General features: G+C 36.3%; 14 protein-coding genes. 2 read left to right on the forward strand and 12 right to left on the reverse strand.

Annotated features, from left to right (window positions below):
• Positions 1-33 precede the first annotated feature (33 nt).
• On the forward strand, positions 34-777 hold the full coding sequence (map, locus tag ACTJJ9_RS17450; RefSeq protein WP_145582106.1) for a type I methionyl aminopeptidase: 744 nt from the start codon (positions 34-36) through the stop codon (positions 775-777).
• A gap of 359 nt (positions 778-1,136) precedes the next feature.
• Here the strand turns inward: map and ACTJJ9_RS17455 are convergent, their stop codons facing one another.
• Both ACTJJ9_RS17455 and ACTJJ9_RS17460 read right to left on the reverse strand, forming a co-directional pair.
• The gene (locus tag ACTJJ9_RS17455; protein WP_440768781.1) at positions 1,137-1,499 is read right to left on the reverse strand and encodes a hypothetical protein; all 363 of its coding nucleotides are present in this window, start codon (positions 1,497-1,499) and stop codon (positions 1,137-1,139) included.
• A gap of 258 nt (positions 1,500-1,757) precedes the next feature.
• Positions 1,758-5,543 carry an S-layer protein gene (locus ACTJJ9_RS17460; protein ID WP_255451891.1) on the reverse strand — a complete coding sequence of 1,262 codons (3,786 nt, stop codon included), beginning with the start codon at positions 5,541-5,543 and terminating at the stop codon, positions 1,758-1,760.
• Positions 5,544-5,964: 421 nt separating this feature from the next.
• Between ACTJJ9_RS17460 and ACTJJ9_RS17465 the strand changes: the two genes are divergently transcribed.
• Complete coding sequence (locus ACTJJ9_RS17465; RefSeq protein WP_186324196.1) at positions 5,965-6,132, forward strand: hypothetical protein; 168 nt, start codon at positions 5,965-5,967, stop codon at positions 6,130-6,132.
• Between the two features lie 80 nt (positions 6,133-6,212).
• Here the strand turns inward: ACTJJ9_RS17465 and ACTJJ9_RS17470 are convergent, their stop codons facing one another.
• The 10 genes from ACTJJ9_RS17470 to rhaM form a co-directional block, all read right to left on the reverse strand.
• Positions 6,213-6,620 (reverse strand): cupin, encoded by a 408-nt coding sequence (locus ACTJJ9_RS17470; RefSeq protein ID WP_145582103.1) that lies wholly within the window; start codon positions 6,618-6,620, stop codon positions 6,213-6,215.
• Between the two features lie 39 nt (positions 6,621-6,659).
• Positions 6,660-7,169, reverse strand: coding sequence for a carbohydrate ABC transporter permease (locus tag ACTJJ9_RS17475; protein ID WP_255451890.1), 510 nt, complete (start codon positions 7,167-7,169; stop codon positions 6,660-6,662).
• 80 nt (positions 7,170-7,249) lie between these two features.
• A complete protein-coding gene (locus ACTJJ9_RS17480) occupies positions 7,250-7,495 on the reverse strand; it encodes a hypothetical protein (RefSeq protein ID WP_255451889.1) in 246 nt (81 codons plus the stop codon).
• A 3-nt stretch (positions 7,496-7,498) separates the two neighbouring features.
• Complete coding sequence (locus ACTJJ9_RS17485; RefSeq protein ID WP_255451888.1) at positions 7,499-8,449, reverse strand: carbohydrate ABC transporter permease; 951 nt, start codon at positions 8,447-8,449, stop codon at positions 7,499-7,501.
• Positions 8,450-8,522: 73 nt separating this feature from the next.
• Entirely contained in the window at positions 8,523-9,812 is a 1,290-nt protein-coding gene (locus ACTJJ9_RS17490) for an ABC transporter substrate-binding protein (protein ID WP_440768782.1), read from the reverse strand.
• A 270-nt stretch (positions 9,813-10,082) separates the two neighbouring features.
• Positions 10,083-11,033, reverse strand: coding sequence for a transketolase family protein (locus ACTJJ9_RS17495; protein ID WP_145582101.1), 951 nt, complete (start codon positions 11,031-11,033; stop codon positions 10,083-10,085).
• A 28-nt stretch (positions 11,034-11,061) separates the two neighbouring features.
• Positions 11,062-11,904: a transketolase gene (locus ACTJJ9_RS17500; RefSeq protein ID WP_145582100.1), complete on the reverse strand. Its 843-nt coding sequence runs from the start codon at positions 11,902-11,904 to the stop codon at positions 11,062-11,064.
• A 67-nt stretch (positions 11,905-11,971) separates the two neighbouring features.
• Positions 11,972-12,679 (reverse strand): FCD domain-containing protein, encoded by a 708-nt coding sequence (locus ACTJJ9_RS17505; RefSeq protein WP_145582099.1) that lies wholly within the window; start codon positions 12,677-12,679, stop codon positions 11,972-11,974.
• A gap of 428 nt (positions 12,680-13,107) precedes the next feature.
• Positions 13,108-14,430, reverse strand: a complete 1,323-nt coding sequence (locus ACTJJ9_RS17510) for an MFS transporter (RefSeq protein ID WP_145582098.1) — start codon at positions 14,428-14,430, stop codon at positions 13,108-13,110.
• 42 nt (positions 14,431-14,472) lie between these two features.
• Positions 14,473-14,787: an L-rhamnose mutarotase gene (rhaM, locus tag ACTJJ9_RS17515; RefSeq protein ID WP_095300215.1), complete on the reverse strand. Its 315-nt coding sequence runs from the start codon at positions 14,785-14,787 to the stop codon at positions 14,473-14,475.
• Positions 14,788-15,153: the final 366 nt, after the last annotated feature.

Raw genomic sequence — 15,153 nt, forward strand, 5'->3', positions numbered from 1 at the left:
AGGGAATACATTCCCTCTAGAAAGAGGAATACAATGATTGTCAAAACAAATGAAGAACTTGAAGCATTAAAGGAAATAGGGAAAATCTGTGCAACGATTCGGGACGAAATGATTAAAATGACTAAACCTGGTGTTACAACGAAGGAGCTCGATGATTTTGCTGGTGAGCTTTTTGAAAAATATGGAGCTGTATCTGGTCCAAAGGAAGAATATGATTTCCCTGGATTTACGTGTATTAGTGTAAACGATGAGGTCGCACATGGAATTCCTGGAAAACGTGTCATCCAAGAAGGTGACCTAGTAAATATCGATGTATCTGGTTCGAAAAATGGATATTTTGCTGATACAGGATTGTCATTTGTCGTCGGAGAAGGAGAGCCTGTATTGTATCAAATATGTGAGGTTGCCAAAAAGGCATTTGATGCAGGACTAACAAAAATGAAGCCAGGTTCACGATTAAATAGAATCGGAAAAGTCGTTTATCAAACTGCACGTTCCAATGGCTTTACCGTTATTAAAAACCTTACAGGACATGGCGTCGGACACGCTTTACATGAGGAACCAGACCATATTTTAAATTATTATGACCCGATGGATCCGATCCTTTTAAAAGAAGGAATGGTTCTTGCCTTTGAACCATTTATTTCAACAGGAGCAGAAGAAATTTACCAGGAAAGCGACGGCTGGACATTTAAAACTGAAGAGAGAAGCTATGTGGCGCAAATCGAGCATACCGTTATCGTAACAAAGGAAGGACCGGTAATTATTACAGAATAATGGGTTGACTTAGCTTTTTAGAGAAATAATTTATATAGTAGTTTCATTAGAACGGGCACTTATAATTTGAAGTGTCCTTTTCTTTACTTAAAATTCGTCTTTTTAAGGTATATATTCCTTTTTCTGTTTTCATCATCTAAAATAAACATATTGCTATCGTCTAACATTTCATTTTTATATTTAAAATCATTTTGAGCATCAAGGATTAATAAAAAAAATTCGTTTTTCTCCATGTTTTCGTAGGGCAAACTCGTATTTATCCATAATCCATCAATATGATATTTAAAGATGCCTCAATACATTTACTCCTTTTACGAAACATCAAACTTTGAGGAGAATAAATTGTATACCTCAATGATTTAATTAAATTCACCTGAACCTGCTTGCCATAATAACAATTCTATCTTCTTAACTAATTCATCTTTTTGCTTCGTTTCAAAATCTACTAACGGGTTCCCCCAATCGAAATCTTTAATTAATTCAAGACCATAACAACCTTCTGGATCACCTTCAGGATACCAACCAACATCTAGCAATAGATGATACCGACTATGCGTTATTTGCAGCAAATCCTCTGTGAATTTCCCCCATTTATCTTCATCCTCTATACTTAATGTCGATGGATCTAATTCTATTAAAGTGTTATAACTAACCTCCCAACCAGAAGGTATTCTTAGTGGTTGAAGCTTATACTTTGGTGGATTCATTCTTATTTTCATCATTATTTCCTCCATTAAATTTCAGTTAACATGTTTAATCGTATTAAGATGGTAATATTTTGTAAATAGGCTCATTATCCTGAAATAATCATTACTAATTGAAAATTCGTTTTCCATTTAAACATTTTTATTTTCATCATTAGAATAATCGTCCTCCCTATTCTATCTAAGTTAGTAATGTTAAATCTTTTCTAATAAAACATTAAAAAACTTGTAGAATCCCACAAATACAGATTCTACAAGTTAAAACTCCACTCTAATTTACTTTTCCTCTAACCCCTTCACAGCCTCTATCAAAGCTTTCTCTGCTGCAACGACCTTTTCCAAAGTTGATTGCGAATTTTTCAATACAGATTTTGCATTTTGCAGGGCAGAATGGAACGGTTTCCAGCTTTCCTTCGTGTAGTTTTTATGATTCTTGTTTTTATGTTCATCATATAGCTTCTGCAGGTTTTCTTTTGGTACTTCGACTTTATTTTTCCCTTTAATTATATCAATTCCGTCTAAAACATAAGTGCCACCTTTTATGACGATTTTTGCTGTATGTTCAGAGTCTTTTAAACCACGGATGTTGTATGATGTTTGTCTGTCACTTTTTGCAAAAATCCTTACGTTCTCTTCAACAAGCTGTTCATCAATGTAGACGTCGATTAGTGCATCAGGTGTTGCGCCAAATAAATTGAATCCTGAGCCTGTAAAGTTGAAAATCATACTGCTATTCGTTTCCTTTTGTTTCGGTGTGCTGTATATATTGATACCACGATAATCCATATACGTATCTTTTCGTTCATTTTCCTTCAAAGACACCTTTAGTGTATGTGGCTTTTCTTCAAGCCCACGTATAGAATATCGAATACCAGTGTTTGGATCAACGGCAAAGTTTCCGATATCCACTCCATCAAGCTCAAAATTATAAAGTGATTTTTCACCAGTTCCTGCAAGGTAATCAATTCCTGATCCTGTAAAGTTAATGAAAATATACGGATCATCATCAAAATTCGCCCATGCATTCGTCGTATTTGAACCCCATGCTGTATTTTTCCTAAAAGCATAAACTGTATTTTCTTTATTATCGATTAGAGATTCGTCAGATATTTTGACAATATTAGTAGGTCCAAGCTTTGTAACGGCTAATATAGGGTCATTTGTCTCGATTTCAGCCTTCGTAAAGCTCGTATATTTGTCTTTTGCGACAACTTTAAGGGTGTGTTCCTTATCTTCAAGATTTTCAGCAGACCAAACTTGCTGATGAATCTCACTGTTGTTAAGGTAATTCGCCTCACCTACTAGCTTTCCATCTAAGTACACATCTGCTTTTCCGTTTGATGGATTTGTTATTCCATACAAACGAATTTCTGTTCCTTTAAAGGCAATTTCAAATGAGGCTCCATTTGTTCCCCATGTATTCGAACTATTTGACGACCAATTGCCTGTATAGAACACTTTATTTAATGTTCCTTGCTTCGTTGTAGTATCTTGAAAGCCAACGGTCACTCCATTCCAAACAGGAATATCGGTTTTTGCCGTCATTTGAGTTCGGTTAAAGTGTGCATAGCCTGCTTGTGTATAGTCCCATTTTCCAACATAGCTTATAGGGTTTAAATCATCGTTATTGCTTTGAGCTTCATTCTCAGACTCATATACTTTTCCTTGAGCACTATCTATTTTTTCTGATTGATACGTATACCCTTTTATTGGGTCAACTCGGAAGTTATCAAAAAGGGTTTCATAGTAACCTGAGCCTATAGCTACTCTTCCAGCCATCACTGTGGAAGATTCATCTGTATACGAATCAATTTTCTTTCCGTCTAGATAAAGTGTAAAGATATTTTCCTTTGCTTCAAATGCTAGATTATGCCATTTTTTATTATCAAAACCCTTTACCATTCCACTTTTGACAACATTGCCAAGCTTAAGTATTTCGTATCTTCCGTCGGAATAGACTCGTCCATTGTACGGCGCATAAGAATCCGCTCCACCCGCTTTCACTTGTCTAACCCCGATTAAGGCATAGTTGCTTCTGTCCTTCACTTCAGGTGTATGTGTATCGAGTAAAAAGTCATATGATGCTTTATAATTGACCCAACGATGATCTCCAATAGTCGTATTCGGATTACTGTTAGATTCAGAGCCATCTACTCCACCCCATACTGCCCAATCCGCACCAATGATATCCGGCGTTATTTTTTGTTGAAGCATATTTCCATGCTTTTTCGCATCAGGAATTTTTAAATCAATCCGTTCTGCACTACCACTCTTTTTCGGCTTTGTTGCCTTTTCGACAACCTCAAAGGCCGCGTTTTGATCCGTTGTATACCGTGGTGTTCCCCCACGACGTTCAATGTAATCTCGTCCTTTTTCATCAACAGGATAGCTTTTGTATTCAAAATCATCCGTATATGGTAAAGGAAGGATTGTGTCTTTCGAAACATCAACTGGTTTTGATTCATATTCAAAGCCTTCTATTTCAGCTTTCTTATCCAATGTTGAAACTGTGACGATTGAATATGGTTTCACTTCTACCTCATATTCGCCAGCTTTTGGATTTATTTTTTTAATTTGTTTAAACCAATTCGCATCGTAATTTTCCCCTTCATCAGGACCGCGTGTTTCCCAAACAAAGACCGGAGAATTTTCTTTCCCACGCAAATTTTTCGCCTTTATTTTGTATTTACGAGTCTCCTTCGTATTATTGGCATAAATAGTAGTATAATCATCGGTTTTTGGGTCCTTTAATGTTAAATAATTATGAGTACTTGTATCAACATCGACACCACCATCGAAGAAGCTTCCATCACTGTAGGTAGCGTCCTTCACATACATCCAACGCTCATTTGCAGGTGTTGAAGGATCATCATATCCAACAAAGTTCATGACATGACGAACCCCTTGCAAGCCACCGTCAGCTTCATAAAAGCCTGACCAAGGATCATATGCACTAATTAAATGCTTCGGATTATAGGAAGAGCCCTCATAGAACGCAGCAACCGACGGCTGAAAATCGAATGAAACAGCTTTAAGTGGATTACTACCAGCACCTGTCCACGTATAAACAGAAATTATCCGTGATGTCACATCGATGATCCCTGCTTTCCCGCCAAGACCTTTGTAATTCGGCTCCATATTTTCTCGGTAACGTGCATTGATCATAGGTGAAATCCCTTCTGAAACCCACACTTCTTTCGGCTTTTTTCCTTCTGCTATCAATTTGTTTTGCAATTGCGTTAATTCGTTTGAACCAGTAATTCCATAATGTGAGCTAATTACATCAATTTCATCGATCAAATCGGGATGATTAAGAAGTATTCGGCTAATGGATGCAGTATCACGATAGCCATCTGCTGCAACTAGTTTGATTTTCTTATAGTCTGATTCATAATTAGGCTCTTGCTTGATTTTAGATGTAAAATATTTAAGCCATTCCACTTCGATTCGACCATTATTGTTTTGTGCCCGTTCATTTTGTGAAATTCCAATATAGTCAAGCATAAAGCCATACTCTTTATAAACAGCATCGATTGTCTGCTTGTACCATTGATAACGATTTTCATAATCGGTGTTTGCTGCACTACTCCATGACCAGCGAGGTTCTCCCCAACGCAAAATTTCCGTCGTAATCTCAGGATTAATTGATTTTGCATCTGCGGCAAATTGGAACCCTGCACCTCTTAGCACATTTGCCGGTTCATCTGCATACCTCATTGTCGCAGGCTCAGTACCAGAGGATGAATTTACATCTGCACCAAGCTCAACCTTGACATGGGCAAGCCCTGCACCAGTCTCTTTGTTAAATAATTGATTCATTATTTCCCAATATTTATCAGGATGCTCTTCTTTGTAATCTAGTAATAAACGAGACGTATTATTAGCAGTCACTGTTCCAAAGCCTTTAAATCTGTCATATTTGTCAACATTGTTACCGTCAATCGTAAGCTCCTTTGTCACAGCCTCCGCCTTCGTAGTATTTTTATTACTATCAATAAAGACGGCTGAACTAATGATCATGCTTGTAACACAAAATAACCCGACAATCTTTTTTATTCTCACCCTTTTACTCACCAACATCGATCATCCCTTCCCTTTTGTAAAATCGAATAGGACAAACTCACTTACACGTATTTTTTCAGAAAGTCCTCCTTCCCTCTCAAATTGGTAACGCTTACATTATTTCACACTCCTGATGCTGTTTAATAATATTTTTTTGACATCATTTATTGCTTTTTTTACATTTTAACAAAAAACTGATCGATAACTGTATGCAAAGTTGGCAGGAAAAACGAAAAGACAAAAAATTCAGTTAATAATAACAATATTACCCATTATTTATTTCATTTCCTGGGCAAGCGCAAAAACAGACATATATTTGCAAATTCCTTACCATTTCGCGGCTATTTTCTTAGTTATATGTATAAGTTTTTATACTCGTAGGAAGCTAAAACATATAATTATTAATTGGAGTGATGCGCTAATGACTAATAAAGATGAAAACCAGCAAAATTCTTTAGAGTATAGCATATGGGATACACGTACTAGTGAGGTTCAGTTGGATCATGATCTCGTATCAAGAGCGCGGACGTTTAAAAATTCTTTAAAAACATTAGGAGATGCTTCTGAATTGAAGGAAGTTGAAGAGTAAAAAATGGATATAAAAGAACAAGTGCTGAAATCAATGAACCATTTGTTAAGTAGATTTCATGATCACTTGTTCTTCTAATATCAATATTCAATATTTACACACTTTCTTATTTGTTCAATTTGCTGGTTAGATAGTTTGAAGAAATCCGTATTTTTCAAACTTGTTGATGAATCTTCTATTAAAACTAGTTTAGTATCCTTTTCTGTTATTGTATTATGCCAAAGTGTAGCAGGTATGTTATAAACTTTAAACGGCTCCATCTTAACTACTTCAAAATGCAATTCATTTGATGTTTCATTAGCATAAACTAATTCACATTTACCTGCTATTAAAACAAAAAGTTCGTCCGTTTCATTGTGTCTTTCTAAACAATCGATACTTGTAATGTCATTTGCTGGCTTCCAATTTTTTATCCCAACAAGCCATTTTTCATTTTCGTAAACCCGATTCATTCCTTCTGCACTGTATTCAAATGCTTGGATATCCATTTCCTGACTCCTCCTTTATACTTTTAATATTTTGTTTTTTTAGCCTTTTACAGAGCCAGCAGTCATCCCTTCAATAAGTCTCTTTTGAGCAAAGAAGAACAAAATGCATACAGGAATAATTGTGATAATTCCACCTGCTGTTAGCAAATCCCATTGAACACCTAATTGTCCAACTAAATTTTTTAATGTCACAGGAATGGTCCGGCTTGCTTCATTTGTAAAAAGAACAGCAAAAGTGTATTCATTCCATGATTGGATGAAAATATAGATTCCTGTAGCGATAATTGAAGGAGATAAAACAGGGAGAATGATTTTAATAAATGCCGTTGCCCTGTTTGCACCATCAATCATTGCAGCTTCCTCTAACGATGAAGGCAAATCCTTTAAGTATCCAGTTAACATCCATACAGAAAAAGGAATTGTAAAAGTAGCATAAGCAATAACGAGTGATAATGGATTGTATAACAGATTTGCATTCCGCATAATTGAATATAACGGAATTAACAATAGCACTGTTGGAAACATATTATTTGTTAAAAATAACACCATTAAAAATTTCTTTCCTTTAAAAGTGAATCTTGTAAACGAATAGGCTGCTAATGTAGATACAAACAATGTAACAAATGTTGTTACTGCTGCGACGAAAAGCTATTAAACATAGGTTTTAAAAAGTTAAATTCATTAAATAGCTTTTGATAGGATAAAAACGTTAAATCATTTGGCCAATATGTCACCGTAGTCCCGTACAATTCAAGCTCTGGTTTAAGTGATGTTACAAATGTCCAATAAAAAGGGAAAAGTAGAAATAGTAGAATCGTAAAGGTTGGAATATAAAATGTTATTAGTTTCATCCAGGTTGTATTCTTTTTCATCAACACTTATCCCTCCTTAAAGGTATTTTTCAAATATGGAATTGCAACAATCGCTAATAATAGCATCAAAATTAATGCCATTGCAGAAGCATAACCAAGGTCTAACACTGTTGCTTTATTAAAGATATAAACACTTAATGTTTGGGTAGAGTAAGATGGTCCTCCACCTGTCATACTGTAAATAATATCTACTGAGTTGGAAACCCAAATAATTCTTAATAAAATCGTAACCATGATGACATTTTTTAACGAAGGGATGGTAATCCAGAAAAGCTTTTGAAGTTTACTCGCACCATCAATATCCGCTGCTTCATACATTTCTTGGGAAACACCTTGTAGTCCCGCTAAAATCATAATTGCAAAAAAAGGGATCCCCTGCCAAATAATCGTAACAATGACTGATGCAAATGCTGACGATGTTTGTGAGAGAAATGGAATGTTTTGCTCAATAAGATTAAGCTTCATTAATACGTCATTTAATACTCCGTAGTTTCCATCATAAATCCACTTCCACATGAGTCCAATTAACACACCAGGAGTTGCCCATGGAATTAAGCTTACAGCACGAACAACTCCACGACCTTTAAACTGTTTGTTTAACAATAGTGCTAAAACGAATCCAAAGAAAAACTGTAAACCAACTCCTGCTATAACCCAAATTAGTGTATTTTGAAAAGCCTGCCAAAATTGTGGATCGTGAAATGCCTTTATAAAATTACCTAATCCTATAAACTCAATCTCATTAGGTCTTCTTAGATCATGGCTGCGCAAACTCATAACAAGAGCCTCTAGAATCGGGATAAAGACAACAAAGGTTATAATCGATAGTGCTGGAGCAACGAGTATATAAGGCAAGAAATTCAATTTTCTTCGGTTACCTTTTATTTCCGTTATCTGATTTGTATTTGATTGCAGTTTAATACTAAACACCCCTTTCAAGAACCTCATGACAGCCATATATTACCCCAACAAGCTGTCATGAGCCTTAATGATTGTAAACGTTGTCATTTATATTCATAACTACTATCTGCTATTTATATAATTCATCATTTAATAGTTTCATCGTTTCCTCAGCTGATTTTTCTCCCATTAACGCCGAAGCAATCGTATTAGGCCATGTAGAGTTTATCCATTCAGTTGTTGAATCTAATATTGGTAGAATTCCAGCATAGGACTGACTATCAATTGAAGCTTTCATGAACTTATTTTCTTGAAAATAATCCATCGATTGGACTGTCTTACTGACAGGTACATTTCCTGTCGCTTTTGTCCACATTTCCTGTCCCTTTCCGGTTGCTAAATAGGAAACCCACTCAAATGCTGCTTCCTTATTTTTACTAGATTCGAAGATAACATTTTCTGTATCTCCCATTGACGTCCATTGTCCTTCACCTGCTGGAAATGGAAAGGCAGATACGTCTTCCCCTAATGCTTCAATCATTCCAGATGAAGAACCGGTATGATGAATAGTCATCGCTGTTCTTCCTGATTTGAAATTAGAAATAATTTCATTAAACCCATCAGTTGTTGCAGTCGGTGGAACATAGCCCTTTTCATATAAATTGATGAAATCCTCCATCCCTTTTATCGATGCTTCACTATCAAGCTTTTCGAAGCTTCCGCCACGACCGTAAATAAAGCTTCCCCATGGCTCTTGCCCACCTTTTGCCCCTCTCATGCCAAAGCCATATACATCGGTTTTCCCATCACCATTCGTATCCATCGTTGTTTTTTCAATGGCTGTTAAAAATTCCTCATATGTTTGTGGTACATCAATTCCTGCTTTTTCAAAAATAGAAGGTCTGTAGTACACATATAAAATTTGCGTATTCCATGGCATCACATAAATACTTTCTGTATTACTAGCTTCTTTCATGATGTTATAAATATTTTCGTCGATGTCAGCTTTATCTTCCCAATTATTTATAAATTCATCTAAATTAGCGAGTAACTCATTCGCCGTAAAAAGTGGAGTTGAAGTAAGCTTAAATGATGCTACATCTGGCCCACCACCACCCATGGCAGCTGTAAATAATGTTTCACTATATGCTCCCCCATCCCATGGGTACTCTTCACCAACAACGGTAATCCCTTTTCCATTTGTTTTATTAAATTCTTTAATAATTTCCTGCATAACATTGGAATACTCACTATTGTCAGCCCAATACCAATATTTTATTGTAGTCCCTTCTCCATCGTTTGTGCCTTGCTCCTGGCCTTGCTCCCCGCTACTTTCTCCACTATTTGATGATAGTAAGCTGCACCCGAGTAATCCTGTGCATAGAAATAAAATCAGAAAGGATGTATACAATTTTTTCATAAACTAAAATTCCCCCTTTTAGACCTTTCGTTCCAGCGCTATATAGATGATTCCCTATCTTCTTATTAGAGGAAGTACCGCTAAGTGAAATGGTTGGTCGATGTTTAGTTTCATAACGAAAATGAGTAAATATAGAAGAGCTTAAAATTTGTAGTAGAATGATATAGTAGGTACGATTATGAAGTAGATATAATAGTCATTATGCTAGTACTCAATTTTATAGATTCAAATAATTCTTTGATAAACTTGTTCATTCGACAAAACGATCTATTATACGTTTACTTTTTTTCTCAATATAGATTTTTTTGCGGATTCTACAATATTATGTGATGTAAGTCCATATTTCTCTAGTAATTGTTGTGGAGGACCAGACTCACCAAATGTATCATTAGTACCAATTCTTACTAATGGAACAGGGCAATGTTCAGCTAAAACCTCTGCAACAGCACTACCAAGCCCTCCTATAATTGAATGTTCCTCTGCTGTAACAATGCATCCGGTTTGTTCTGCATGCTCAAGTATGATTTGCTTATCTATCGGTTTGATTGTATGCATATTAATCACCGCGGCATTAATTCCCTCTTTGGCTAACCGTTCACTTGCAATAAGTGCCATCTCAACCATTATTCCACAAGCTATAATGGTAACGTCTTTGCCATCACGTAATTTACGAGCTTTCCCTATTGAAAAGTCTCCAGTTCCATCTGTTACAATTGGTACAGGTGTTCTTCCTAAACGTAAATAAACGGGGCCTTCTATTTCAGCGCTTGCCTTTGTTGCTTCATAGGCTTCATTTGCATCAGCAGGCACAATGACAGTCATACCGGGCATGACTCGCATGGATGCAATATCTTCAAGAGCCTGGTGAGTAGCACCGTCTTCGCCACAGGTTAAACCTGCATGACTAACGGCGATTTTGACATTTGCGTTGTTATAGCAAGCAGCAAGACGGATTTGCTCATTTGCACGTTGGGCAGCAAATACCGCATAGGTTGTAGCAAACGGTACATAACCAGCTAAAGCTAAGCCTGCTGCAGTTCCAATCATATCTTGCTCCGCTATACCAATTTCAAAATATCGCTCTGGAAACTTATCAGCAAAAAAATTAGCACGCACCGACTCAGCTAAATCTGCTCCAAGTGCTATAACTTTTGGATTTTCGTGCCCCAATTCAAGTAATGCTTTACCAAAACCATCACGTCCGCTTATTTCCTTTGACATTTTAATTCCTCCTCTTTATTTACGATTTTTAATAAAACACTAAATCATTTCCAAAGCTGCTATCACCAATTTCATCAAGTGCTTGCCTAGCTTCTTCTTTGGACGGGGCTTTGCCATGCCAGATTGGTTCGTTTTCCATGTAGGATACACCTTTGCCAATGATTGTTCTCGCAATTATTGCTGTTGGTGCACCTTTATGTTGTTCAAAAGCATCAAAGGCTGACTTAATTTCCTCAATATTGTGTCCATCAATTTCAATCGTCTTCCAACCAAATGATTTAAATTTATCAGTTATCGGCTCGATGTTCATCACATCTTTGACATGTCCTTCAATTTGAATATCATTCCAGCTAATAATAAGTGCAAGCTGGTCCAATCGATAATGTGCAGATGTCATTGCAGCTTCCCATATCTGACCTTCTTGAATTTCACCGTCACCTACAAAGCAATAAACTTTTGCATCATTATTTTTTAATCGATTTGCAAGCGCCATACCATTTGCAATTGAAAGACCTTGGCCTAATGGTCCTGAAGAGGTTTCTAAACCAGGTAAATCCTTTCTGGACGGGTGACCTTGTAATCTAGAATTTATTTTTCTAAAGCTATGTAGTTCTTCTAAATCAAAATATCCACTTCTAGCCATAGCAGAATACAACGCAGCACAGATATGCCCATTACTAAGAACAAATCGGTCACGCCCCTCCCAATCGGGATTCATTGGATTATGACGCATCCGATTAAAATAAAGTTCAGCTATGATATCAGCTGCACCAATTGCTCCACCAGGATGTCCTGTGTTTGCTGATGTAAGTTGAATCACGTCTCTTTTAATTCTTGTAGATATTTCCTCTATTTCTTTTGCATTTTTCATCTGTCAATCCCTCCTTATTTACTAAAAAACTAGCGAATACCAAAAAGTTCGTTTATAACATCAAAAACTATGTTTTCTTCAAAGAATGGCTTGATAACTCATTATTTAATAAGATTTTCATTCGTCGACTAACATCTTCAAATTGCAGTTCTAGTAATTTCTCAGCTTCTTCTTTGTTTTTGGTAAAAATGGCTTGATACAGTTGTTGATGAAGTTCAGCTGCTTTTAGCAAATTATCGGATCTTTGTAAATGATTCATTTGTTCAAATAAATCCCAGAAAGCTTTTAACAGCTGGTCTAACACAATATTATTTATTCTTGAATACATCATTCGATGAAATAGCTGATCTTCTTCTGTAAAAACTTCATTACATTTTGCTTTAGCTAGCATTCTGTCAACTAAATCTCTCATAATTTGCAAGTCTTCTAATGTTAAAGACTCGATTACAGAGGGTAAAAAGCCCTTTTCTAGGGTATAACGGACATTTAATAGTTCAAATAATGTCTCAGGACGAGCTCTTAAGAGAATACTCCATCCACCTGTTATGGAATAGCTCACATCTGGCAACCTTACCTCTCGCCCCTTCCCTTGAGTTGTAACAAAAATACCGCTTTCTTCAAAACCAATTAAAAGCTCTCTTAGACCAGAACGACTAACTCCTAATTTTTCTACCAACTCTTTTTCTGTTGGTAAACTTTTTCCAGATGTTAAACAATCAACTATTATCTCAATAATGTGTTCCTTTAGTTGATGTTTCTCTTGAAATCCAGTCATAGGCTATCACCTCCTCATTAATCCTTTGTAAGCACTTTCATTTGTCAAACATATGGTATCATTTGTCTGACAAATGGGTCAACGTGAATTGTCTGACAATTCTCTCATCTATCCACGATGAAAAGACAAAAAAATCGCTTCATCTTTTTGATATTATTCAATGTGACAAAATCATTTTGATTTAATCAATGCTAAGATAAGAATTATTGTTGAAAAAATACGTTTATTGTTAAGAAATTATCCGCTATTATCAAAAAACACCTGATTAAAGTTTATATAAAAGAAATTATCAATTGTAGCCTCCATCCTAAAAATGTTTCATATGCATCGTACTTCTTTAAACTTTCTAGCTATATTCCCACTAAGGTACCTTTTTCTCATAAAAAAAGGTCTTCCCCACTGTTCATCAGTGAAAGAAGACCCTATTTTCAAACTGTTTTTCGATACGATGGCTTAGTTACACCATCTCCATAGCGTTCTACCTCAATTTGCTTTAGCGATTTACCTTGTGTGTTTGGCGCGAGTGCGATACCAATAATCATGTGAATGACTAGGAAGGCAATCATTACGATACCTGCTACTGTAAATCCTAATGTATCCATCAAAATCGGTAGGATAAACGACCAAATAGCAATTCCTGTTCTGACAATAAAGTACATAAGACCTTGAGCACTTGCACGGTAACGAGTTGGGAATAATTCACTTGTCCAAAGCGCGTAAAATGCCTGAGCTCCGATACCTGCTGCAGCTCCCCACAGGATCACAAACGATATGAGTGTTGGCCATGTCATTGGCATAAATGTAAGGATAATCCATCCAACTACCCCCATTGCCGCCCCAATACCAAACAGCATTTTTCTACTAATTTTATCCCCAAGTTTCATAAATACAAAATACGTTGTAATAACCGTAAATAACCATAAGAAGGCTTGTAATATATTTGCTTGTGCAGTACTTAGACCACCGACATTTTCATAAATATATGGCATGAAATAACCCATTGCCCCTGCAGTTAAATTCCAAAACAGGTAAATGCCGATTAAAAGAAACAGTGCTTGGCGATTTGCAGCTAACGTAAATAACTCTTTAAGTATATTCGGTTTGATTTTACCTGACGCAGCTTCTTTTTTCTCTTTTTCTTGTTGTTCTTCCCAAATTTTAGATTCATCTAAGCCTCGTCTAATATACCAAGTAATAAAGGCAATAACTAATAAGTGAAGAAAAATCAGTCTTGATCCTAATAATCCAAGCGGTGCGACTAATACAGCTAAGGCAAAGGTCAATGTTGGCCCAATTGACCAGGCTAATTGAGCTGTACCAACATGTGCTGCACGTTTGTCTTCTGGTGATTCTTCAGCAATATACGTCCATGAAACAGGTACACCTGCACCTACTGCTAACCCTGTAATAATTGTTCCAATTAAGAGCATCGAGAAGTTTACTGATCCCGCTATCAATGCTACCCCAATCATATAAACTAATAAATCATAACTAAATATAAATTTACGACCAAACTTATCTGTTAATGGTCCACCAATTAATGCCCCAATTGCAGCACCAAAGGCATTTGCACTTAATGCGCTTAATAAGCCAACCCCCATACTATCGATATTTAAATATGACTGCCACAAAGTCAAGCTACTTGCTGCAGCAATGATTGAGCCAGCCTCAATATAGTTCGCCATAGCAACCGCAATCGTAGCCTTCCACCCAGTCACATTTTTCGCTGCAAATTTTTTGTTTTTAGCCATTTTCAAACCCTCCCTAAAACTACAGATTGTCAATTTATTTTGTTACTTGAGATGAAATACTTCCTTTAGTTGGGTTGTAACAGGACTGTTATCTGGATGCGTTTCCATAACAGGCTGCATAAACTCCCACCATTTTTGATTAATTTCCGTTTTAGCCATTTGTGCCCATTTCTCTTCATTTTCGATTTCAACATAACCAAATAGCTTACTTGTTTCTTTTTCTAGAAAAATAGAATAATTGCTTGCTCCATGCTCGTGAAGTGCTTTTACCATTTCTGGCCATATTTCGTTATGACGTTTTTCATATTCTTCATGTTGATCTGGATAAACCTTCATAACAAACGCTTTTCTGATCATTCAATTCACTCCTTCTCTACATCTAAGCAACCGCTTTCTAAATTTACGGTAGTAAAATCACCCTGTTAAATGTCAAACATTCCAATATATGGTCCTCATGAAGCTCTTCTCTTCACTTGTCGTGTTCTTCATCTATAAATCTAGGATATAGCACCTTTTTATCATATGGTAGGAGACAAAACTAAGGTAAGGGGGACATTTCTACTCAATTGAAAGGGTTTACAAATTTATTTTCCCTGATTCACCACAAATAAAAACCACCCGTGATAACGGGTGGTTTTCTCTGCGGCTGAAAGCCTTTGTTACTGACCAAACCCTAAAGGGCTTCTGAACGGTTCCCCACGTGTACTACTTCTACTGGCCAGA

The sequence above is a fragment of the Metabacillus sp. 22489 genome, assembly GCF_052044855.1.
Classification (GTDB): domain Bacteria; phylum Bacillota; class Bacilli; order Bacillales; family Bacillaceae; genus Metabacillus; species Metabacillus niabensis.